Origin of the sequence: Enterocloster citroniae (assembly GCF_040545455.1) — a bacterium.
Classification (GTDB): Bacteria; Bacillota; Clostridia; order Lachnospirales; family Lachnospiraceae; genus Enterocloster; species Enterocloster citroniae.
In genome coordinates, this window is record NZ_JBEPLZ010000013.1 from 12,105 (window position 1) to 34,945 (window position 22,841).

24 protein-coding genes are annotated in these 22,841 nt (G+C 48.8%); 3 read left to right on the forward strand and 21 right to left on the reverse strand.

The genetic code is table 11. From position 1 onward, the window contains the following. Positions 1-13: 13 nt before the first annotated feature. The 9 genes from ABID13_RS16755 to ABID13_RS16795 form a co-directional block, all read right to left on the reverse strand. Positions 14-247: a hypothetical protein gene (locus ABID13_RS16755; protein WP_007862667.1), complete on the reverse strand. Its 234-nt coding sequence runs from the start codon at positions 245-247 to the stop codon at positions 14-16. Positions 248-287: 40 nt separating this feature from the next. Then, on the reverse strand, positions 288-995 hold the full coding sequence (locus ABID13_RS16760) for an ABC transporter ATP-binding protein (protein ID WP_007862668.1): 708 nt from the start codon (positions 993-995) through the stop codon (positions 288-290). 3 nt (positions 996-998) lie between these two features. After that, on the reverse strand, positions 999-1,769 hold the full coding sequence (locus ABID13_RS16765; RefSeq protein ID WP_007862669.1) for an ABC transporter ATP-binding protein: 771 nt from the start codon (positions 1,767-1,769) through the stop codon (positions 999-1,001). After that, positions 1,766-2,746: a branched-chain amino acid ABC transporter permease gene (locus tag ABID13_RS16770; protein WP_007862670.1), complete on the reverse strand. Its 981-nt coding sequence runs from the start codon at positions 2,744-2,746 to the stop codon at positions 1,766-1,768. The genes ABID13_RS16765 and ABID13_RS16770 overlap by 4 nt, the downstream gene beginning before the upstream one ends. A gap of 12 nt (positions 2,747-2,758) precedes the next feature. Further along, positions 2,759-3,634 (reverse strand): branched-chain amino acid ABC transporter permease, encoded by an 876-nt coding sequence (locus ABID13_RS16775; RefSeq protein WP_007862673.1) that lies wholly within the window; start codon positions 3,632-3,634, stop codon positions 2,759-2,761. A 471-nt stretch (positions 3,635-4,105) separates the two neighbouring features. Next, positions 4,106-4,819 (reverse strand): CAP domain-containing protein, encoded by a 714-nt coding sequence (locus ABID13_RS16780; RefSeq protein ID WP_048929406.1) that lies wholly within the window; start codon positions 4,817-4,819, stop codon positions 4,106-4,108. A gap of 166 nt (positions 4,820-4,985) precedes the next feature. After that, positions 4,986-6,479 (reverse strand): Na+/H+ antiporter NhaC family protein, encoded by a 1,494-nt coding sequence (locus ABID13_RS16785; protein ID WP_007862678.1) that lies wholly within the window; start codon positions 6,477-6,479, stop codon positions 4,986-4,988. A gap of 429 nt (positions 6,480-6,908) precedes the next feature. Further along, positions 6,909-7,271, reverse strand: coding sequence for a TfoX/Sxy family protein (locus ABID13_RS16790; RefSeq protein WP_007862681.1), 363 nt, complete (start codon positions 7,269-7,271; stop codon positions 6,909-6,911). A gap of 127 nt (positions 7,272-7,398) precedes the next feature. Beyond that, entirely contained in the window at positions 7,399-8,310 is a 912-nt protein-coding gene (locus tag ABID13_RS16795) for a helix-turn-helix transcriptional regulator (RefSeq protein WP_048929407.1), read from the reverse strand. 208 nt (positions 8,311-8,518) lie between these two features. On the opposite strand from ABID13_RS16795, the gene ABID13_RS16800 reads away from it, so the two are divergent. After that, positions 8,519-9,433 (forward strand): LysR family transcriptional regulator, encoded by a 915-nt coding sequence (locus ABID13_RS16800; RefSeq protein WP_048929408.1) that lies wholly within the window; start codon positions 8,519-8,521, stop codon positions 9,431-9,433. On the opposite strand, the gene ABID13_RS16805 is transcribed toward ABID13_RS16800, so the two are convergent. From ABID13_RS16805 to ABID13_RS16845, 9 genes are all read right to left on the reverse strand, one after another. Next, positions 9,430-10,599 carry a mandelate racemase/muconate lactonizing enzyme family protein gene (locus tag ABID13_RS16805; protein WP_048929409.1) on the reverse strand — a complete coding sequence of 390 codons (1,170 nt, stop codon included), beginning with the start codon at positions 10,597-10,599 and terminating at the stop codon, positions 9,430-9,432. The two genes, ABID13_RS16800 and ABID13_RS16805, sit on opposite strands and share 4 nt — an antisense overlap. Then, the gene (locus ABID13_RS16810) at positions 10,596-11,369 is read right to left on the reverse strand and encodes a fumarylacetoacetate hydrolase family protein (protein ID WP_048929410.1); all 774 of its coding nucleotides are present in this window, start codon (positions 11,367-11,369) and stop codon (positions 10,596-10,598) included. The genes ABID13_RS16805 and ABID13_RS16810 overlap by 4 nt, the downstream gene beginning before the upstream one ends. Positions 11,370-11,391: 22 nt before the next feature. Then, the gene (locus ABID13_RS16815) at positions 11,392-12,681 is read right to left on the reverse strand and encodes a TRAP transporter large permease (protein ID WP_048929411.1); all 1,290 of its coding nucleotides are present in this window, start codon (positions 12,679-12,681) and stop codon (positions 11,392-11,394) included. A gap of 15 nt (positions 12,682-12,696) precedes the next feature. Next, positions 12,697-13,209 carry a TRAP transporter small permease gene (locus tag ABID13_RS16820; protein ID WP_007862694.1) on the reverse strand — a complete coding sequence of 171 codons (513 nt, stop codon included), beginning with the start codon at positions 13,207-13,209 and terminating at the stop codon, positions 12,697-12,699. A gap of 91 nt (positions 13,210-13,300) precedes the next feature. After that, entirely contained in the window at positions 13,301-14,389 is a 1,089-nt protein-coding gene (locus tag ABID13_RS16825) for a TRAP transporter substrate-binding protein (RefSeq protein WP_048929412.1), read from the reverse strand. Positions 14,390-14,416: 27 nt separating this feature from the next. Then, positions 14,417-15,367 (reverse strand): hydroxyacid dehydrogenase, encoded by a 951-nt coding sequence (locus ABID13_RS16830; protein ID WP_048929413.1) that lies wholly within the window; start codon positions 15,365-15,367, stop codon positions 14,417-14,419. Then, positions 15,360-16,136, reverse strand: coding sequence for a PIG-L deacetylase family protein (locus ABID13_RS16835; protein ID WP_045093806.1), 777 nt, complete (start codon positions 16,134-16,136; stop codon positions 15,360-15,362). The genes ABID13_RS16830 and ABID13_RS16835 overlap by 8 nt, the downstream gene beginning before the upstream one ends. Positions 16,137-16,591: 455 nt before the next feature. Beyond that, positions 16,592-17,008 carry a YjdF family protein gene (locus ABID13_RS16840; RefSeq protein WP_007862701.1) on the reverse strand — a complete coding sequence of 139 codons (417 nt, stop codon included), beginning with the start codon at positions 17,006-17,008 and terminating at the stop codon, positions 16,592-16,594. 218 nt (positions 17,009-17,226) lie between these two features. Next, positions 17,227-17,586, reverse strand: a complete 360-nt coding sequence (locus ABID13_RS16845; RefSeq protein ID WP_007862703.1) for a nucleotide pyrophosphohydrolase — start codon at positions 17,584-17,586, stop codon at positions 17,227-17,229. Positions 17,587-17,823: 237 nt separating this feature from the next. Here ABID13_RS16845 and ABID13_RS16850 point away from each other — a divergent pair, with 237 nt between their 5' ends. Together ABID13_RS16850 and ABID13_RS16855 are read left to right on the forward strand one after the other, a co-directional pair. Further along, positions 17,824-18,618 carry a DUF305 domain-containing protein gene (locus tag ABID13_RS16850; RefSeq protein ID WP_045093808.1) on the forward strand — a complete coding sequence of 265 codons (795 nt, stop codon included), beginning with the start codon at positions 17,824-17,826 and terminating at the stop codon, positions 18,616-18,618. Positions 18,619-18,799: 181 nt separating this feature from the next. Continuing rightward, positions 18,800-18,997 carry a hypothetical protein gene (locus ABID13_RS16855; protein WP_007862706.1) on the forward strand — a complete coding sequence of 66 codons (198 nt, stop codon included), beginning with the start codon at positions 18,800-18,802 and terminating at the stop codon, positions 18,995-18,997. A gap of 170 nt (positions 18,998-19,167) precedes the next feature. Here the strand turns inward: ABID13_RS16855 and ABID13_RS16860 are convergent, their stop codons facing one another. The 3 genes from ABID13_RS16860 to ABID13_RS16870 all read right to left on the reverse strand — a co-directional run bounded on the left by ABID13_RS16860 (position 19,168) and on the right by ABID13_RS16870 (position 22,835). Further along, positions 19,168-20,190: a zinc-binding alcohol dehydrogenase family protein gene (locus tag ABID13_RS16860; RefSeq protein ID WP_354021079.1), complete on the reverse strand. Its 1,023-nt coding sequence runs from the start codon at positions 20,188-20,190 to the stop codon at positions 19,168-19,170. Between the two features lie 37 nt (positions 20,191-20,227). Further along, positions 20,228-21,241 carry a tripartite tricarboxylate transporter substrate binding protein gene (locus ABID13_RS16865; RefSeq protein ID WP_045093810.1) on the reverse strand — a complete coding sequence of 338 codons (1,014 nt, stop codon included), beginning with the start codon at positions 21,239-21,241 and terminating at the stop codon, positions 20,228-20,230. 76 nt (positions 21,242-21,317) lie between these two features. Next, positions 21,318-22,835 (reverse strand): tripartite tricarboxylate transporter permease, encoded by a 1,518-nt coding sequence (locus ABID13_RS16870; protein ID WP_007862712.1) that lies wholly within the window; start codon positions 22,833-22,835, stop codon positions 21,318-21,320. Positions 22,836-22,841: the final 6 nt, after the last annotated feature.

Consider the following 22,841-nt stretch of genomic DNA (forward strand, 5'->3'; position numbering starts at 1 on the left):
TTCAGCTTTTCATCTAACGGTAAATACAAAATCTCACCAGCTGGTCCATATCCCCGGGATCCGAGGTCAGGATTTCCATCTCCTTAATCTCTCCTCCTGAGAAAAATGTGGCCAGAGACACACATTTGGTCAGCTGTGACTTCAGATTCAGCCTGTCCCCCTCCTCGGTGAGCAGTTCAACCCTGCCCTTACACTTGTCAACCGTCCTAAAAAATCCTTCAATGTCGTCAATCTTATAGAATTTCATGTTTCCCTTCCTCCTCAGACAAAATTTGTTTTTCGTACGCTTAAGCTCCGCCCAGATATGCTTCCTGGATGGCCTTGCTTGCCAGAAGGTTCTCCGCCGTATCGGAAGCAACCACATTACCGATCTCCAGCACATAACCGTAATCCGCAATTCTCAATGCCTGTTTTGCATTCTGCTCAACCAGCAATATGGATGTGCCCTGGGCATTTACACCTTTAATGATATTAAACACTTCCTGGACAACGATCGGCGCCAATCCCATGGACGGCTCATCCAGCAAAAGCAGCTTGGGCCTTGCCATCAGTGCCCGGCAGATAACAAGCATCTGCTGTTCTCCGCCGGAAAGGGAACCGGCCGGCTGGTTGCGTCTCTCCCTCAGTCTGGGGAAGGTGTTAAAATGATTTTCAATATCAGCCTCCACCCCGTTGTCCTTTCTTGTAAATGCTCCCATTTTCAAATTTTCATAAACCGTTTGATTCTGGAATACTTTTCTTCCCTCCGGGCACTGGGAGATACCCAGGGTCACGATCTTGTCAGCTTCCATTCCTCCAATCTCCCTGCCGTCCAGCGTAATACTTCCTGCCGCAGGTTTTAGGAGTCCTGAAATTGTCTTTAGCAGAGTACTTTTTCCCGCTCCGTTTGAACCGATCAGGGTTGTCAGCTTTCCGTCTTCCGCTGTAAAGGATATTCCTCTCAGCGCTGAAATCTCACCGTATTTTACAACTAAATCTTTTACCTCCAGAGCCATATGCTATTCCTCCTCACTATTTCCCAGATAGGCTTCGATTACCTGAGGATCATTCTGCACGGCCACAGGCTCGCCCAATGTCAGCAGCTGGCCAAAATTCAGGACGGCAATCCTGTGACAGAGACTCATCATGAATTTCATATTATGTTCAATTACCAGCACGGCCGGACCCTGTTTTCGTATCTCCTGGATCAGCATCATCAGTTCCATGGTTTCCTGCTGGTTCATACCTGCTGTAGGCTCATCCAGCAAAAGGAGTTTAGGTTCACTGGCCAGCGCCCTTGCGATCTCTACAAGACGCTGTGTACCGTATGGAAGGTTTCCGGCTGTCTCATCTGCGAATCTTTCAATCTTTAAAAACCGCAGTATTTCCATGGCCTTTTCAGACGCCTGTTTTTCAGCCTCTTTCTGTTTTTTGTTGTTCATGCAAATGGAAAAGAGATCTGTATGGACGTTTTTGTGCATCCCCACGGCTACATTTTCAAGGACCGTCATTTTTGAAAATACCCGGATATTCTGAAATGTCCTTGCAAGTCCCTCCAAAGCATAGTCGGTTGTCTTTTTTCCGGTCATGTCTTTTCCGTTAAAATACACCTTGCCTGAACTTGGCATGGAAAAGCCTGAAACCGCATTAAAAAGTGTTGTTTTTCCAGCGCCATTAGGCCCGATCAATCCAAAGATCTCATCCTCATAGATTTCCAGGGAAACATCGGAAAGCGCTTTTAGTCCGGAGAAATTTTTGGAAACATTTTCAATCTTTAATATTTCTTTCATTCTTTCTTTTCCCCTTTCCTGAGTTTTACATATGCCATGATCTGATCCCTGATTCCGTTCACACCAAACAATCCATTGGGTGCAAACAGCATGAGGATAACCATCAAAGCGCCCATGAACAGGAGACGGAAATTGTAGAAGGATCTGGAGATTTCGGGCAGTACAGTGAGGATCACGGTTCCCACAATGGATCCGGGAAGGCTGCCCAGGCCGCCTAAGATGGGCATCTGGAGCATGATCAGGGACTCATCTATGGTATAATTGGTGGGCGATGCAAACATTGTATAATGGACAAGTGCGGCGCCTGCGATCCCTGTAAAAAAGGATGCCACTGCAAAGTTGATCATTTTATATTTCGCAACGTCAATCCCTGCATAAGCGGCAGCAATGGGGTCATCCCGCAATGCCATAAACGCTCTTCCCATTTTGGACCGCGTGATCCTGCGGATCACAATGTAACAAAGAATCAGCAGAACAAAATTAAAATAAAACATGGACTGATGGGTTGCAAATGTATATCCAAATAATTTAGGCCGTTCCGCCACAAAACCAAAGGCTCCGCCTGTCACCTTGATCCAGTTTTGAAGAATCAGCCGAACGATCTCACTGAATCCAATGGTGATTAATGTCAGATAGTCAAAGGAGGAGTACCTGCACAACATTCCCAACAGCAGCCCTAATAAACAGGCAAACAGTCCGCCGCCAATAAAGCTGATAATAAAGGGAACTCCCAGCCTGCTCATCATAATAGCTGAAAAATATCCGCCGATCCCGGCAAACGCCGATCTTCCAAAATCCAACTGCCCTGAAAAGCCAACGATCAGGTTGATGGAAAGGGCAATGATGGAATAGATCATAACATTGTTGATCACTTTTAACGCATATGTATTTTTAACAAATAACGGGATTGTACAAACTACAATCAGGAATACCAATAAAACAGAATTTTTCCGTTTCAGTATGCTGTCCATTTTCATATCTTCTCCTCCTTATATTTTTTCTGCAATCTGTGCAGGGAACATACCCTGTGGACGGATTAAGATAAAAATGATAAATATCAGCCATACAAAGGCATCCTTGTACGCAGATGACACGTAGGCCCCGATAAAGGTTTCCGCCAGCCCCAGCGCAAACGCTCCAACGATCGCACCCTTCAGGCTTCCGATACCGCCCCAGATGCTTGCCATCCAGGCTTTCATGGTACCATAGGCAAAACCAATCCCCATATAGATCATCTGGTAGTAGGAACAGAACAGAAGTCCTCCGATCACACCAAGGACCGCACCCAGGCCGTATACGATGGAAATCACCCGGTTGGCCGGTATTCCCATCAGTGAAGCTGCCGGAATACTCTGTGAAATACCGATGATCGCCTGACCCCATTTGGTCTTTTTTAGCAAAAGTGAAATAACCATCATCAATACCAGGGAGATCATCAAAATATAGATCTGCAGTTTTCCTATGACGATTCCGCCAATACTGATACTGGACATATCAAAGATCCCCAGATTAAAATTGTAAGTCTCAGTCCCCCAGATCAGCTGTATCAGATTCCTCATGATATAGGCAATACCAACAGCGGAAATGGTGGGCGCCACACGCCCGGAATCCCGCAGCGGCCTGTATGCAAACCGCTCCACAATAACATTCAGGATAAACCCTGCTAAACATCCCAGTAAAATTGCCAGAATTGGATTACACCCCGTTCCAATCATGGAAAATACCACAAAGCATCCAACTGCATACACATCTCCATGGGCAAAATTCAGTTTTTCCAAAATACCGTAAACCATATTGTAACCAATGGAAAGCAGCGCATAGACGCTTCCAATACTCAATGCATTAACTAAATGCTGAAGAAACATGATTACCTTTCTCCTTTCAAGATATATTAAATTTTAGTAACTGTTCAGGACATACGATGTGAAAATGGATGCAAAAACGGACTTATGAGCAAGCTTAACGCCCGCTTTTGCACCCATTTACCCGCCGTCCTGAACTGTTTCGTGTTTTATATGGTCTAAAATGCCGAACCCTTCTGATCTCCCCTTTCCGGCAACCATTCTCATGATCAGATTCATCTGATTTCCCAATGGATTGCTGCATTTTAGCCAAATTGCTTTCTGATCTTTCATTATCACGCATTATTTTATCAGATAATTACACCAAAGTACATTACATTAACTGACTATTTTGTTGCAATACTTGCTATTTATCCGATTATTTCATCTGATAAATGTTATATACGTGCAGAAAGCGCCGATCCCGAATCCGGAATTGACGCTTTCTGTATTGATATCCCTATCCTAACTTCACCCTTTTTAATAAAATTATCTTTACTGGATAAACAGCTGTGTCCAATAATCTACCCCTGCCCCATTCTTATAATGCCCCACTCCAATGGAGGTATAATTTGCATTCAGGATATTGGCCCTGTGGCCGGAACTGTTCATCCATCCTTCCATTACCTGCTGAGGTGTGGTCTGACCATAAGCAATGTTCTCCCCTGCTCCCCTGAAGCTCACCCCTGCTTCGGTCAGCGCCGTGTTAAAACTGCTTCCGTCAGGCCTGGTGTGGGAAAAGGATTTTTCGATCTCCCTGGCCCTGGTCTGGGCAGCGTTTACAGCTTTACTGTTCACGCTCAGCGGTGACAGGCCGGCTTTGGCTCTTTCCTCATTCACCAGCTTTACCACCTGGTTTGCAAATGCATCCTGGCTTCCATCAGTCTCCGGCTGATCCGGTGTGGTGTCACCCGGCTGGTCCGGCAGCATATTTCCCGGCTGGTCCGGAATTGGGAACTCGGGAAGGGGAAGGCTGTTATCCGGTACATTGGATCCCGGTATATTCACTCCAGGAAACTGGATTCCCGGAAGATTGATGCCTGGCAGGATCTGGTCGCAGTTAGCTCCGTTCATAGTACCGCCGATCACAACCACCTTTCCTCCTGGAATGTTGTATGTACCGGTTGCAGCATACGCGGTTGCAGGGATCGCTCCCGCTGCTGCCAAGGTAGTTGCTGCTGTCAGTAGGCAAATTGATAATTTTTTCATGGTATGTTCCTCCTATTGTTACATAAATATTACATTTTTGTTACAAAAGGATAATACCACATAATTAATGGAAATACGTTAGGAGATAGATGGTAATTCTGGAAACCATTACTCTATCTGATCCATTTTTAAGGTGTAAGGAATATCAATCAAAAAGCGATATCTATCATGCAATCGTTTCAATGATGGTTTCTGCCGTGGTTTCCGCTAAGGTCTCTTCCACATTTTCTTCCATATTCTTTTTCACATATCCAACAGCATCTTCCGCCTTTTCATCCAATTTCCTGCCAACTCCGGTAACAGCTGAAAAAAGGAAGACCAGGGCAATTACAAACGCATGGACCGTAAAGGGAATCATAGCCAGCGGATTGGTAATGGACGGGCACCAGGAATAGGTGGCCGCTGCCGCTGCTGCGGTTGCACACATCAGGATGCTCTGTCCGCCCCATGGCATGGTATACCCAAACATGGCCTGCACTGAGTCTGAGAAATTTGCCGCCCGGTACAAAGAGATGTGGTACTCTTCAGCAATCCCTTTCATAATAGGACCGGCTACGATCTGGGATGTCACATTGTTGCAAAGGCCGAATGCGGACAGCGCGATCACAAACCAGTTTGTGACCTCAGCCTGTCTGGGCGTCTTGATGAATCTCTTGATCTTGCCCAGAAGGGATCCTACTGCACCGCTGGATATCATGGGCTGAATAACTGCCGCACTTAAGATGATAAATACGATCAGGCCAATAAAGCCTGAAATACCTTCTATCAATGCTCCGCCGATCCCGGAATCCGTTACATGTATGATAGCGCTCCATGTCAGAAGTCCGGAGGGAATCCCCATTATAACGGCAAGCACGCCCCCCATTGACATACACAGGATCAGGTTGATACCCCGGAATGCCAGGACGATCACCAGGATCGCGGGGACGAGCATGATCAGCCCTTTAGGGTCCGCCTGGCCGGTGATAAGGGCATACTGTTCTGCGGATATGGAAACACCGCTGTCCAGGATAAAACCAAGAGCCGTAATCAGGCAAAAGGATATCCCCCCTGCCACCAAAGTATATGGCAGACGTGTTTTTACAACTCCGGGAATATCCACTCCCATAGTGGCAGCAGCCACAATGGTGGAGTCGGATACCGGGGCAAGATTGTCCCCAAAGGCACCTCCGCTGACAATGGCTCCGGCCATCACAAGGGGATTGACCCCCAGTGCCACACCTGCCGGATATAAAAGCGCACCAATTGTCACAATAGCTGAACTGCCGGAACCATTGGATGTGGAATAAATCGCTGCCACAAGAAAGGTAATACCCGCAAAAAATCCTTTGCCTATGTTAAAGGTCAGCCCCATCCAGACCAGACCGTTTCCCAACCCGGAAGCTTTCAGGATACTTGCAAACATACCGGCAAAGATCCAGCAGAAAATAGGTGTGATATACAGCGGAGATGCTGCACCGTGGATGATGGCGTCAAAATACTTTGCCGAGTCAGATGCCAGCACCATCCCCAGCATAATGCATACACAGGCTACCACCCAGAATGCTTCCATAGCAGCCAGCCCCATTGCGGAACATCCCAGCAGTCCCGCAACCATGAGCAGAAACGGGATAAGACTTGTGTACTTCCCACCTCTAAAAGAAAGAACTTCGTTATTCATTTTTTTCCTCCTCAATACTTAGTGTACTCTCGGGATCCACTGGTACTCAGATCTGCGAGATGATTTTTTGTCAGTTGTACGCAACCGGCGGAAAATCAGCCGCAAAGATGGGGCCGGGGAGATTCCTAAAATGTACCTTACATTTTTTGGTAATCTCAATCCTTTTATCATATGGCCATTAGACGCCCTATGCATAACAGCCATCTTTAGGACTATTATAAAAGGATTAATTGGGAAAATCTTGGTTTATCTTCCCGGATTACTGTACTATTTCGTCAGTATTGCATTAAATATTGATTATTTCATCGGGTTATTGTACTATTTTGTCATCCTAACAGGAAGGTGGGGGCATTGAGAAATACACCATGGAAGTATTCAGATGAAAAAAAATAGATCTGCCAAAATGGCAGACCCAAAGTACAGACAGGTTTAAGTTTTATTTTTGGAAACCTGAGAGGTAAGCGCCTTCTTCCCCTCTCTTTTCCCAGTCTTCGGCTCGGGCAGCGCTTCGCACGTCACTATCACAAGTTCTGTGAGAAACCCGGCGTCATCCAGGTCCTCCACCAGGTACATTCCCGGCCGGCCTCCATGGGGAGCCGTTGGTTTTGCATCCGGCAGCATCCTGTGTCCCGCCTCCGTTATCTTAACGTAGAACTGGTTTTCTTCCACTGTGCCGAAGAATTTACCTCCGCACCACAGCCCGTACTCGCCGAATAATTTCTTATATGTGATCACGCCGGCGCCGGCCAGCTGTGATGCAACATACTGGACATAGTCCAAACTTGAAGCCATCCGTCTTACCTCCTCTCAATCCAGTGCCCCATTCATCACAGATACAGCCGCAGCAGGTAACGGTCTTCTCCATACAGCACCCCGTTTCTTTTTTTCATTGTACCATTGCAAACAGGACAACTGTATGTCATGTTTGCTCATACTGCTTACAAAGTACATTTGCAATCTGTAACAAGTCCTCCCTGAATTCTGCCGGTTCCAAAAGCTCGATCTGGCTTCCCAGGCTGAGTATCCATGACAGCAGATTCTCCTTGTCCGAATATCCGGCCTGAAAAAGCAGCCTGCCGTCCTCCATCTCTGTCAGACTCTCTACTCCAAATTCCTCCACCACCCGCCACTTGATCCGGGGCTGGCAGATGGCTTTTACCTGGAACCGGATGGGGAAGGGACCATTGGGTTCATTTTCATATGCAGGCATATCACGCTTTTTAAAATGCTCCCCTTTCAGTTCCAGATCCACCATCCGGTTCAGCTTAAACATTCTGTAATCCTGTCTGAGACAGCAATATCCCCACACATACCAGGACGCCCACTGGAATACCAGGGTGTAGGGTTCAATGGTCCGTCCTGTTTCCCCGGACGGAGAATAGTATGAAAAATGGATCAGGCAGCTGTCCTCAATGGCATCCTGGATCAGCTTGATCTTTGGGGTCAGGGATTCCTTGTACCAGGAGGACAGGTTGATCACAATATGGCTGTCCACATTGATCAGGTCCTGGTTTCCAACCGCCAGCTTGTCCATAAGCTGCTTGTACCGGCTTGTACCGGACACGCTGTCCAGGCTGCGAAGCCCGGCCAGGATAGACTGCATTTCCCGTGAAGTGAGAAGTGTCTTATCCATGCGGAAGCCTTCCATAATGGAAATGCCTCCTCCTGCTCCTCTTGCCGTGACAATAGGGATACCGGCCATACAGATATCCTCAATGTCGCGGCTGATGGTCCGCCGTGAAACCTCAAACTTGTCCGCAAGGTAGGGCGCAGTGACTTTTTCTCTTTGGAGAAGAATGGAAAGTATGCCAATAAGGCGGTCTATTTTCATGTGTGTTAACCTCGTCTGCAAATGGAATATCATCTATCATATACCATAACACACAATGGCCTGTTTGAGAATTGCTTTCTAATGGAAGAAATATCCCCCCTTGCTTGCAGTTGCCGCTGTTTTATTGTATAAATAAGCTAACCGGACAGACCAGCATTACTGCCATGCCGGGGCATATCATGCAATCAATCGCAAAGGAGATACAGCATTGGATTTCCGATTATTAGAATATATCGTTAAGATAGCAGAAGAAAATAATATAACCAAAGCATCTGAAAAACTCTTCATTTCCCAGTCAGCCCTTAACCAGCAGCTCCTGAAACTGGAGCAGGAGCTGGGAACCAGGCTGTTTCACCGTTCCAGGACAAACTGGCACCTTACGGAAGCAGGAAAGATTTATGTGGAAGGTGCCAGGGATGCGTTAAAGATCAAGCACGACACCTATACGCGGATCCAGGATATCTGCGATTCCAAAACAGGCACGCTTACCATCGGACTGACCCATGGCAGGGGGATCTATATGTTTGCTTCCCTCTACCCGGAACTTCATTCACGCTATCCCGGCCTGGACCTCAGACCGGTTGAAATGAATGTGTACAAGCAGCAGGAAGCCATTGTCCAGGGCTCCATTGACATGGGCTTCCTCGCCCTTTCCAGGGAGCAGCGGACCAGTGATTGTTATGAAAACCTGATTTCCGAGGAAATGGTGCTGGCCCTTCCTGCATCCCATCCAGCCGCCGGATCTGCCAATCCTCCCGGCCGGCCTCTGGCAGTGATCAACCTGGACCTGATAAAGGACACTCCTTTTGTACTTTTATTTAAGGAATCCTCCCTGCATGAAATTGTGGATAACGCATTTAAGGAGGCGGGCTTTGAGCCCAGCCTCCTATTTGAGACATCCAACACGGTCAGTATCTTAATGATGGTCCAGTCCACCTATTGCTGCGGTGTGGTGCCCTATTTTTATTCCCGGAAATATCCGGAAGGCGTGGTATATTTTGCCCTTCCCGGTCACCCCTGCTGGGACCTGGCCATCTCCTACCGCAAAGACATATACCTGAGCAGCGCTGCCCGGGACTTTATTGAACTTGCCAAGGAATATTGGGAAAACCAAAAGGGCTAGATCCTGTATTTCTCTATGATCTCTTCCCTCAGTTCGATGCCCAAACCCGGAGCATCACTTAAAGTGATCACTCCGCTGCTGTCGGGACGCAGGGGTTCCTTTAAAAGCCCATCCCTGAATATATTATCACTCAGGTCATATTCCATGGTTGCCCCATTGGGAATCGCGCAAGTGAAATGCGCGCTGGCGGCCAGAAGGATACCGGAAGACCAGACATGGGTTGTGCATTCCATGAAATTGGCCTCTGCAATGGCTGCAATTTTTCTGGCTTGTGTGATGCCGCCGCACCAGCTCAAGTCAGGCTGTACCATATCCATTGCCCCCATCCGTATCATCCTCATATAATTAGTGGCCAGGCATTCTGTCTCATAGCCGGTTATCCTGGTCACCAGGTCAGCAGCCAGCCGGGCGCTTCCCTCATAATCATCCGTGCGGACGGGTTCTTCCAGAAAATGGATGCCCAGCTTATCGTATTCCTTTCCCGCAGCCAGCGCATCCGGGTAACTCCAGGCCGCATTGGCATCCAGCATAAGCTGGCAGTCATTTCCCAGGGCCTTTTTCACAGCAGCCACCCGCTCAATGTCCTCCTCCATGGTCACCATTCTGCACTTGTCCGGCCGGTTAAATACTCCCAGGGAAAACGGGGTATCTGTGCGGGCAACCTTGATCTTAACGCCCCTCATCCCCATGTCAGCGTAATGCTCTGCTTCCTGCACCAGCTCCCTGATCCCCTTGTTCTCCATATAAAAACCGCCGCTGCCATACACGGGAGCAGATCTCTTAAATCCTCCCAGCAGCCGGTAGAGAGGGGTCAATGCAGATTTTCCAAGCAGGTCCCACAGTGCAATATCCACTCCTGACAGGGCGGAGATCAGGATTCCTGACCTTCCGTGCTGAAAATGCGCAAAGAAACACTTGTGCCAGATACGCTCCACATCCCTTGGGTCTTCCCCTATGAGCATGGGGGCGATCTCCTGTTCCAGCACTGTCAATGTGGACTGCACCGGCCCTCCGTAGGCAGCCGCCTCCCCCAGCCCTACCAGGCCATTGTCCGTATAGATCCGAACCAGAAGCAGCTGCCTCTGGCTGCATTTTCCCACACCGCTGTAGATTGGTTCCTCCAAGGGATATACCATGGGAATGCATTCCACTTTCTCTATCTTCATGGTTTTACCTCTTTTACTGTCATTTTATTTTTTAAGATGCCAATTCCCTGTATTTCCACTTCAACCGTCTCCCCCACTTTAAGTGGGCCCATTCCCACCGGTGAACCGGTAGCAATCATATCGCCCGGATACAGTGTCATATACGTTGAGATAAAGGAAATGAGATATGGGATGGGGAAATACAGGTCTGACGTGCTCATATGCTGCCTCACCTGCCCCTGGACCCGTGTCTCAAGGATCAAATCGCCTCCATCGATCCCGTCCGCGATGACAGGACCCAGAGGGGCAAATGTATCCGCCCCCTTTCCCCTGGTCCACTGCCCGTCCTCTTCCAGCATGGTCCTGTCTGTCACATCATTGATGCAGGTGTATCCAAACACATGGTCCAATGCTTTTTCCTCCGGAACTTTGCTGCACCGTTTCCCCATCACCACTGCCAGTTCCCCTTCAAAGTGGATCGTATGGGCAGGATCCGGACAGATGATCCTATCATCCGGCCCAATGACCGAGGAACCAGGCTTTATAAAAAGTCTGGGGCAGGAGGGCGGATCCATATGTTTGCTGCTCAGGTGGGATTTGTAATTTGCGCCCACCCCCACGATCTTCCCCGGCTCACAGGGCGGCAGCAGTTTTGCCTCCCGCAATCCGTACTTTCTTCCAATCAGCCGGTACTGTGAAAAGATATCCCCCTCCAGTTCTTCTATCTCCTGTCCGGATAAAATACCCCTTCCAACATGTCCGTCCGGACTGCAAAATCTTACATACTTCATATTTCCCTCCCCTTAAGACCGCCTACTGGGTCATAACGCCTGGAAGCAATGTGGAAATGCCCGGGAATATCATACACAGCAGGATCACAAGCACCAAAGCGCTGCAGAATACAAGGGAGTGCTTCCCTATGGACATCACTGACCTTCCGCTGTAACCGCAGGCCACAAACAGGTTCGTCCCAAAGGGTGGTGTGGCCTGGCCAATCGCCATGGTGAACACAAAGATCAGGCCGAACTGGATGGGATCAATGCCAAAGGCCACTGCCACCGGCGCCAGCATGGGGGCCAGGATCAGGATAGAAGCCGCCACATCCATAAACATCCCCAGGAACAGGAGCAGGATGATCACTCCGATCATAAACATGTAGCGGTTGCTCACATTGGCAATCAGAAACCGGCTCAGTGTCGCGGGTATCTGGTAAATGGTGAGCAGGTAGCTGAAGGAGGTGGCCGCCATGCACAGAATCATCACATTGGCTGTTGTCCGGCAGCTTTCTTTGATCACGCGCCTGAATAAAGCAAGATCCATATCCCGGTAGATCACAGTGGCACAGATGAGCCCATAGGCTGCCGCCGCCACACCTGATTCCGTGGGGGTGAAGATCCCCGTGTAGATTCCTCCCAGAATAATAATGGGCATCAGCAGGGCCCAGATGGAATCCTTCAGGGTCTTAATCACCACTTTTGCCTCAAATCCCTCATTTCTTGGATAGGATTTCCTTTTTGCGAACACGTAGCACATGATGCAGATGAAAAACGCCCCCATCAGACCCGGGATCACGCCTGCCATGAGCAGCTTCCCCGGCGAGACGCTGGCCACGTTCCCGTACAGGATGAACAGCACACTGGGCGGTATGATGACTCCCAGAACTCCTGCCGCTGCCGGGAGGGCTGCTGCATAATCCTCCGGGTATCCCAGGCGCTTCAGTTCCGGATACATGATCCCTCCTATGGCTGCCGTGGTGGCCACCGCCGACCCGGATATGGCTGCAAAAAATGTACACGCGATCACACATACCAGGGAAGCTCCTCCGCTGATGTGCCCCACCAGACTGTTGGCAAAATCCACCAGGCGCTTGGACAGCCCTCCATACTGCATGATGGCACCTGCCAGCACAAAGAAAAAGATTGCCAGCAGGGAGTACTGCAGCCCCCCTGCAAACATCCTCTGCACCAGGATGGGCAGGGCATCCAAAGTTCCTCCCGCCGCCACGGAGCAGACACAGGCCAAAACCAGCGACCACACCAGGGGCACTCCCAATACCGCGAAGATGATCACGGATACGATAAGAACAATTGCTGCTGTAGACATTTCCCTTCCTCTCCTCTATTTTCCTGTGCCCGCTTCGTCCGTCTCCCTGCCTGACAAAAACCGGATATCATGGATGATATGCACTGCCTTCATCCAGACCAGGAGCGTGAAGCTCAGCGGCATACAGAAATACAGGTATGCCGTGATGATCTTTAAGGACGCGGTCTTTTGCGGGAATGCCAGGGAGTTTCTGATCATCAGGACACTTCCGTACAGGAAGGCCGCACAGGCGGCCAGGCCCAGCAGTTCACGGACCATCAGGACCGTCCTTCTCCCTTTCGGATCTTTTAACCGCAGGACCTCGATCCCCAGTTCATTCCTCTCCCTACAGGCTGCATACAGCGCCAGGAAGATGATCCACACATACATATAGGTGCTCAGTTCCTCCGACCAGGTGATACTGGAATGGAACACATACCGCCCCAGAACCTGGGCCAGGTTCACTGCCAGCATGACCACGCTGGCAGCTCCCAGGAACACATCCAGTACCCTCTGGATTTGTAAATTGATCTTGTCTATGGTTTTCACCGATCCACAGCTCCTTCCGTTACATCCTTACACATTCGCCCATGTCCCCTCTATCATACATATTACATATATCATACATGCTACACCTGTCCTATTTGATCTTATCCAGCCATACGGAAAACTGGGGATACTGTTCGTACACCACCTCCATCTTGTCCGCAAACGGCTGTAGCTGCGGATAGGTCACCTCACATCCCTTTTCCTCCAGCTCCTTGGCCGCCTTCTCATTCTGCTCACGCACCAGCTTTTTCTGGTTCGCTGTGGCTTCCTTCATGCATTCCATAAAGAGTTCCTGGTCCTCAGGGGACATGGATGCCCAGGCCTTGGGGGACACGATGACCCCCAGAGGGCTGTACACATGGTTGGTCACTGCAATATAATGGCATACCTCAAAGGTGGAATTGGCGATCAGGGAGTGAAGGGGATTGTCCTGGCCGTCAATGGTCCCGTTCTGGTTGGCCACATAGGCATCGGACAGGGACATGGGCACCGGGTCCGCCCCAAGTGCGGTCCAGAGAGCCTGGTGCACCTCATTGCTCATAACCCTCAGCCTGAGCCCTTTTACATCCTCCACTGAGTTGATAGGCCGGGCATTGTTGGCAAGGCATCTGAAGCCGATCTCCCACCATGCCACCAGCTTCATGTTGGCATTGTCGGCCAGGGCCGCCAGTTCTGCACCAACCTCACCGTCCAGGACAGCATCCACCTCTTCAGCCGTGGTGAACAGATAGGGCATGTCGAACACACCGTAATCCGGCACGTAGTTTGCAACAATGGAGCTGGCAGGACAGGCCATCTCCAGAGTACCCATCTGGACGGATTCACACAACTGGGACGCATCCCCCAGCTGGGAGTCCGGATAGATCTGGATGGACCATTTCCCAGGCGCTTTCTCATCCAGCAAGGTGCAGAAATACTCCATGGCCTCATAATTGGGGTTGGATGTGGAATCCACTGTTCCCCATTTCCAGTTATATGTAGTTTCCGATGCCGCAGGAGCCGCCTCCTTTCCGGCTGGTGCGCTGTCTTTGGACTTGTCCTCCTGGCTGTCCTTTGCCTGGCTGTCCTGGGCCGCTGCCGCTGTTGTCCGGGGCGCTGCCTCCTTGGAACCGCAGGCAGTCATTCCCACCGCCAGTGTCATCCCCATTGCAAGTGCTAATAAACGTTTGCTTTTTCTCATAGTCTTAACCCTCCTGGTTTTTATTTTTTACTTTTGTGGTTTATTGACCGGCCATGCAGGTGTCCTGCCTGTCAGTACCTCATCTACTCCCATGGCTGCATACAGTGACATTCTGTCCTTGCTCTCCTCGGAAAGCCCTGAGTTATGCTGAGACAGTATTACCTGTTCCATGGACAGCAGAGGACTGTCCTTCAGCGGCTCCTGGCTGTAAACATCCAGCGCCGCTCCACTTAGATGTCCTTCTTTTAATATACGCACCAGATCCTCCTCCACATAGACATCGCCTCTGGCACAATTGATAAAATAAGCTCCCTTTTTCATCATAGAGAACAACTGGTAATCAAACATTCCCCTTGTCTCAGGTGTGGATGGGATATGAAGGGACACAAAATCCGCTTCATACAAAATCTCATCCAAACAGCCGGTAAAACGGATTCCTGATAAGGGATGGGCATTTGAATGGATATCATATGCAATAACGTCCATGCCCAGGGCACTTATAACCTTATCCGCCACCAGCTGGCCAATACGTCCAAATCCCACAAGACCAAGGGTCTTACCCTTAATCTCATATCGCTCCATGGATAAACGGTATGTCCAGTCCTTGGCCCGGGTTTTCCGGTCCGCCTGCACCAGGCCGCAGCTCAGCGCCAGTATCAGCCCCACCGTATACTCCGCCACAGCATTGATATTGGCAGTGGGGCCGTTAACCACCTGGATTCCCAGCAATTCAGCTTCCTTCACTGCAATATTGTCCACCCCTGTTCCGTGGCGTCCAATGACCTTCAGCCTTTTTCCGGCTTCCAGCACCTCTTTTGGATATCTGGCATTCCTCACGATCAGCCCATCCGCATCCTCGATCTCGCGCTTTAAGCTTTCCACATCCGTGGGGACCCCTACCCTGAGTTCATACCCCCGGTCGGTAAGATATTGTTTTCCTGATTGGGCAATATCCTCCGGTATCAGTATTTTATACATATCCGTCCTCCTTGATAAAACGCTCCTCCAATGATGATACAGGCAGACAGTCCCCCAGATAAGGCACATACCGCTTAAATCCCTCTGCATACTGGATACTGCGCCTGCCCCTTGACCAGTCATTTGCCTGTACCCCCCGGTTCTTTGCACACCGGGTGTAGTATTCCACCAGCTGGGGCTGGGCTGCAAACAGCTTGACCGCCTGTATCTTTTTCTCAAAGACATCTCCAATGTCCAGGTATGTGTCTATCTCAAAATGATTAAATTCCGAATGGGGCATGGTGGTCTCAAAGAAAAAGATATCCGGAATAAAGTGGGGATCCGTATCCGGTATAGCTCCTCTCATCCCGCATGCACTGACAGCCCTGACAACCGCCTTGCCTGTGATTTCATGGTCCATGTTAAAGGGATCGTCAATCCAGTGGGTCAATATCACATCCGGGCGCAGATCCATGATTCGGCAGATCAGATCCTGTACTCTGGAAGTTCCCATATCCAGAGGATAATCCCCATAGTCAAAAAACTCGATCCTTTTTACTCCCATGAACGCTGCCGCTGCCTGGGCTTCCGTCTTGCGGCAATGCTTCACCTCCTCCACATTGGTCCCCCAATGATCCTTCCAGTAAGCCCCTGATTCACCGTGTTCACCAAAGGTCAGGGCATATACCGTTACCTCCCAGCCGGCGTTTACATATTTTAAAATAGTCCCTCCGGCCCTTGTACACCAGTCAGCGCCATGTGCGCTGACCACCAGCATTTTTTTGCTCATATCCTGCGGTTCCTTTCCAAAACATATTACAGACTCCGGCCGGCTCCACGGCTGCCATAATGGATTTTTTGGGGTTTTCCATAATGCCTCAGGTCTTATATCCTCCGGCTGAGGGCCAACCAGTCCTGTGCTGGAAACATTTAACATTACTTTTACTGTAACACAGGACCGTTGTATCTCTTGCTGGTAAAAACTGGTATAGCTTTCCGCAGCCTGCGCCGCTTCCGTACACACAGGTGATAACTCCATTTAGCAGACATCCAATGGTTCAGATCGTCCAATGACCGTCACAATGTATAATATGTTGATGTTTTTTATGTCTTTATTATAATTAATATACAAATACAAGTAAAACGCATAATCGCAATAGCTCTCTAAGTAAATCTTAGAGATTGGCGATGCGCGGAAAAAACAGAATCAGCCTGATTTTATGGCAAAAAAGCACAGAGGCAGTATTACCTGCCCCTGTGCTTTTCCTTCTTTTTTTGCTGTTTCAGTTCAAACTGGCGTCTGGCCTCCGTTTCCTTTTTCTCTCTGCTCACGGCCCTTCTGTCAGTCTTCATCTGCTCCTGCTGCAGTTTCAGAGCCTGTTGGGATTTGGTTCCCATGCCCGTATCCTGAAGTTCCCTTCTCACCTGACGCTGGATGCGCTTTGGATTTACATGGTTCTCCTTTACAGCAGCTGCCACAGCCGGACTGAACCGCAGACTGTAGTAATTTTTCATAAGAAATTCCTGTACCTCATAATCCCTTGGCTCCGGGCCAAAGGTTATTTTGCTCACAGTCATCCTGCCCTCCGACACCCGTTCCAGGATGCCGATCCAGAAAGGATCCTCAAAAAATACTCTCAGCGCTACCGATACTTTGTCCATGACAATTCCTCCTTTAAGATGTTATGAACAAAGAATGGACGACCAAGGAGGAGGGCTACTTAGAAGAACTGCCTGTCAATACCGGTTCAGGCAAGGAACAGGGGTCTTCCGTCCGGACTACCAACCGGATCTGCATGTGATACATGCGCTGTGTTTTTATCTTTGTGATCACTATTATATTATAAGAAGGGGGAATGCGCCAGCGTATCTCTTAATCTCTATCCATGTATTTTTATGTTTTTTCCTTTAGAATTCTCAATGGTATACCGCTGACCGTTTTTGTTCACTTTATCAGTCAGCGCATCATAAAGATCAATATCATTCATCTGGGCAAACCTTAAAAGAAAGAAAAGTGTATCCGCCAGTTCCTCCTGAATGTGGCTGCGTACTGTTTGGTCTGACATCAGTTCCCTCATCTGCTCCTCTGACTGGAATCTGAATATATCCAGTAATTCATTGGCCTCTGTGGATATCCCGATTGCCAGATCCTTGGGATTATGGAATTGGTCCCAGTCTCGGGCCTCGCAGAATTCTTTTACAATCTTCTTCATACTCCCTATTGTTATTGTTTCATCCATAGCTTCTCTCCCACATTTCATTAAATAACTTCATAAAAATCACTTTGATGCATGATACTAGTCTATCACAAAGCAAAGCCCGGATAAATATTTTTTTAATGTTTCCTCCCGGATTCCTTTGTGTACTCTCCAAGTCTCCTCCATTTTCCCCTGCTGGTATATTTTCCAGAAAACAACAAATAATAAGACCATTCTATTATAAAACCACCCATTAAACATTTACAGGAGACTTAAATTATGAACAACAAGAATATGCGTTTATGGATTATCGGAATCTGTGTTGCACTGATCATCATCATTGTAGCTGCTGCAGCTGCCATGAACAAAAAAAGCGACAGCGGTCAGGAGACCGGCACCACCTCTGAAAGCGGCGTGACCGCGGACAGCAATGCTTCCATGGGTTCAGGTGATCAGGCAGCCCAGGGCAGTTCCATGTCCGACAGCCACATGGACCACTCTTCCCATGGCGGCCAGGCAGCCGGTACAGATGATCTGAGCCGGTATCTCACGGAACAGGATTCCATCATGATGAACATGATGGAGGACATGATGATCCGTGAAAAATCCGGAAGTGCTTCCATTGACTTTCTCAAAGGCATGATCCCCCACCATGAGGCGGCCATTAAAATGTCGGAGAGCTACCTGAATTACGGCGGAGAGGTATCTGATCTGCAGACCCTGGCACAGGACATCATTACGGCTCAGAAAAAAGAACTGGTGCAGATGAATGACCTGATCAAAAAATATGAGGAAGAAGGTAAGAAAAACCAGGATAAGGAAGATGCCTACCTGGCAAAATACAGCGAAATGTTTTCTGATGATTCCATGTCACACCACATTAATCCTTCCGGCGTTGACAACATTGACCAGGCTTTTGCCGAGGGCATGATCATGCATCACCAGATGGCCGTGGACATGGCCAAGGACATCCTGGACTATACGGATGAGGAAGAGGTAAAACAGCTGGCACAGGAAATCATCGATGTTCAGGAAAAAGAAATAGAACAAATGCAGAAGCTGATTCAGAAATAATCAGCAAACCCAAATATATCTCCGGAAATAGGCATTCACACAGCCCTCTCCGGAGATATTTTTATACTAACACCAAATCATTTTTTTACGATATCTTAATTTACTTTCCCCCCACCCTTGTGCTATTCTGATTTTACTTAACAAAAACCGACCCATAAGACCAACTTGAAAGGAGCCTTCTATGGATGAAGAAATGGTAATCGGACAATGGCTTTTCAGAATTACCCAGGAATGTATCCAAAACTACGGCGCTGACTTTGAATATCTGATCATGGCCAACTTTTTCCCGGGACAGCTATGCCGGGTGAAGATCCTGGCAGATCAGATCATCATCACTCCGGAAACACCGTCCATGTCTCCGGAACACATGTGTCACTGAATACATCTGTCACTGAATACATATGTCACCGAATACATCTGTCACTGAATACATCTGTTACTAAATGTAGGGCGTCTGCTGTTTTCTGCATTTTAGTACTGCCGCGGATGAGAGAACGTAACCGCTCTTTCATCCGGCCGCCCCACAGGCGGGGGAATTTGAAGATCGAGCTATATCATCACATTTACCTTCATATAATTTCCGGGATTTTTTTCAATATCCCTTATGGTATCTGCAGCCTCATCCAGGCTTACGGTTTTAGTCAGGATCTGTCTTGCGTCCACCTGCCCGGAATGGATCAGCCGGATCGCCTCCTCAAATTCATTGGCACTGGTCCTGGCCCCGCGAATGTCCACTTCCTTTTTGGTAATCACATCAGTAGGGAGAGGGGTTTCATTTTTCGGCCATCCTGTCAGGGTTATCCTGCCCGCATTGCACACCAAGTCAAGAGTGGACCTGACGGCTGCATTTGCGCCGGAGCATTCCATTACCAGATGGGCCATGTTCCCGCCTGTGTACTCTCTGACCTTTTCCTCTGCATTTTCTTTTCTTAAATCAATGGTGTACCTGACTCCCAGCTGCTTTGCCTGCAAAAGCCGTTCTTCCACCAAATCAATCATAATCGGCTCTGCGCCGTAAGCAAGGGCTGTCATGGCAGCCAGCATTCCGATGGGGCCGGCTCCGATGATCGCAGTATATTCTCCTGCTTTTAATCCTCCTCTGTGGATACCGTGAAGGGCTATGGTAAGAGGTTCCGCTATGGGAGCTAAATCCCATGGCATATCGTCCGGAAGTCTGACCAGCATGTTCTCAGGATGGACAAAATATTCCGCCATACCTCCCTCAGCATGAACTCCCAGAACCTTTAGATCCGTACAGCAGTTGGTCCTTCCAATGGAACATGGATAGCAGTGGCCGCAGTATAAATAGGGATCCACGATCACATGGTCACCCGGCTTCAGCTGTCCCCGGTTATCCTCTGATATGGAAATGATCTCACCTGCAATCTCATGTCCGATGACCCGGGGATAGGATACCAGGGGATTGGTCCCCCTGTATGCTCCAATATCAGAACCACATATCCCCGCTGATCTTACCCGTATAAGGGCTTCCCCCTTTTTCGGCACCGGCATTTCCTTTTCCACACAGGCCACATCCCATGGTTTTTCAAATTTAATCGCTTTTATCATCATAGCCTCCAAAGAATTTCATTTTATGCAGTCTTTTTTATTATTCGTCCAACAGATCAAAGATTCCCTTGATCGACTCCTCCTGCTGCTCCATCCACTGTTCAAAGTCATCACCGTAGATAGGTGTTACAGCAATTCCCTGCTTTTTTGCTTCTGCCAGCTGATCCGGATCTTCCATGGTTGCTTTCAGCGCTTTCAGAAGTGCCTCTTTGGCAGCGGGATCCAGCCCCTTTGCTGCGATCACGCCACGGCTGGAGGATGCAGCTACCTTGATATCATTTTCATAGGTGCACTGGACATCAGGCAAATATTCGCTCCGCTCCTGGGACAATACCACAACCGGCATAATCTCTTCACCCTTGTTAACAGCCTCACTCACATTACCCATGAGAACATCGATATGTCCGCCCATGACTGCTGCAAATCCTTCTGCGGAATTCTGATAATGCACATGCTGGAATTCAAACCCAAGTTCCTTTTCCAGCATGGCAACCGCCACCGCATCATCCGTCCTGGCCCCCGCAGTACCAATGGTCACAATATTATTTTTAGCATATTCAAAAAATTCCTTGGCATCTTTAAACCTTGTCTCATCCTTTTTAGCCATGATGATATTGTCATCTGACGTGTACAGGGCCAGGAACTCGAAGTTGGTCCTGTCCATCCCAATGGATGCCGCCGGGTCCAGGTATCCTGTCAGCATATTGGGGAAGTTTGCATAGGAGATCATGGAGCCGTCAGTAGGAGATTCTGTCAAATGTTTCCAGCCTACCCAACACGCGCTTCCCCCCATATTAATCACGTCCACAGATGCCCCCAGATGCTTTTCCAGGTAGGGCGCCAGGAAACGGGTATTGTTGTCCATTGCCCCGCCCGCATCACTCGGGCATAAAAATGTGAGTTTAGGAACAGGATAACTCCCCTTTTCCTCTCCGGCTGCTGATGAAACAGCTGCTGCCGTAGTATCCGTCTCCTGTTTCTTATCCTGGGAACACCCTGCGGTCAATGCCATAGCCAGACATAATGCTGCTGCTAATAATCTGTTTTTCTTCATAACCATTCTCCTTTATTCCGCATGACCATGAGTTTACATAACTCATAAAGTCACATAATCTGCAAGTTCACATATTCTATGAGTCTACGTTTCTTTTCTTCATTCTGGACGAAATAATCGGCGATACCAATGAGCCGATGATCAAAAGTCCGAACAGCCAGCACAGGGGCCTGGAACCATAATAAGTAAATACATTCCCCTTTACCATCTGAAGGGAATTGATCAGGTTACGCTCCGCCATAGGACCTAATATTAATGCCAGGACCACGGGGGCTGCAGGCATATTGATCTTCCTCATCAGATAACCCACCACTCCAAAAAACAACATTACAAAAATATCAAATACATTGTTTCTGATTGCAAATGAACCAATGACTGACAGCAGCATAATAACGGGAAGAAGGATCCCCAGAGGCATGGCTGCCAGCTTTACCGCCCTTTTTGCAATGAGAAACCCAAAAATTCCCATGAGGATATTTGCCAGTAGAAAACCGATCAAAATCGCATATGTTATAGAACCGTATTTATTAAACAGGTCATGGCCCGGGGCAAATCCCTGTACGGTCAGGGCTCCCAGAAGCACTGCTGCGGCTCCGCTTCCAGGTATGCCAAGGGTCAATGCGGGAATCAATGCGCCTCCGCATACCGCGTTATTACCCGCCTCAGATCCTGCGATTCCTTCCAGGCTCCCTTTTCCAAACATTTCCTTGTGTTTGCTCTGGGCTTTTGCATCATTATAGCCAACCCAGGATCCGATATCGCCGCCGGCCCCCGGCAGGATGCCTACAAATATTCCCAGAACAGATGCTCTCAACATAACGGGAAGCAGGGTGCGCATCTCTTCTCTGGTCGGGAAAAAGCTTCCCTTCATATTTTTTGCATTTTCAATCTGCTGATTGAGTTCATCATCTGCTTTTCCCTTTTTCCTGATGGCGTCATTCAGTTTTTCTGACTGGATCAGGACCTGGGAAATGGAAAACAATCCAATCATAGCCGGCACCAGCTGTATTCCGCTGGCCAAGTTCAGGTTTCCGAACGAATACCTTGCATACGGGAAAATATTCATGCCTACCATTCCCAGCAGCAGTCCGAATACCGCTGCCACAAGTCCCTTGAGCATGTTGCCTCCGGAAAGGCTTCCCACAATGGTCAAACCAAAGATTGCGATCAGGAAATACTCCGGTGAACTGAACATCAGCGATACCTTTACAAGCTGCGGCGCCAGAAAAAGCAGGGCCACTGCGCTGATCACACCGCCTGTGACGGAACTGATACTGGATACTCCCACGGCCTTCAGGCCCTTTCCCTGCTTAGTCAGTTCATATCCGTCAATGGCTGTCGCAGCGGAAGCAGGAGTTCCCGGCGTATGGATCAGGATTGCGGAAAAACTTCCTCCATACACAGCCGAAACATAAACAGCCGCTATCATAATCATGGCCGGAGCAGTTTCCATTCCATATGTAATAGGTATCAGAAGGGACATTCCCATGGTTGCGCTGAGTCCGGGCAGCGCTCCGATGAGAAGTCCGCCTGCGGTGCCTGCAACTAAAGCGATCAGACACTGTACTGTAAATAGTTCTTGTATAATCCCCATCATATT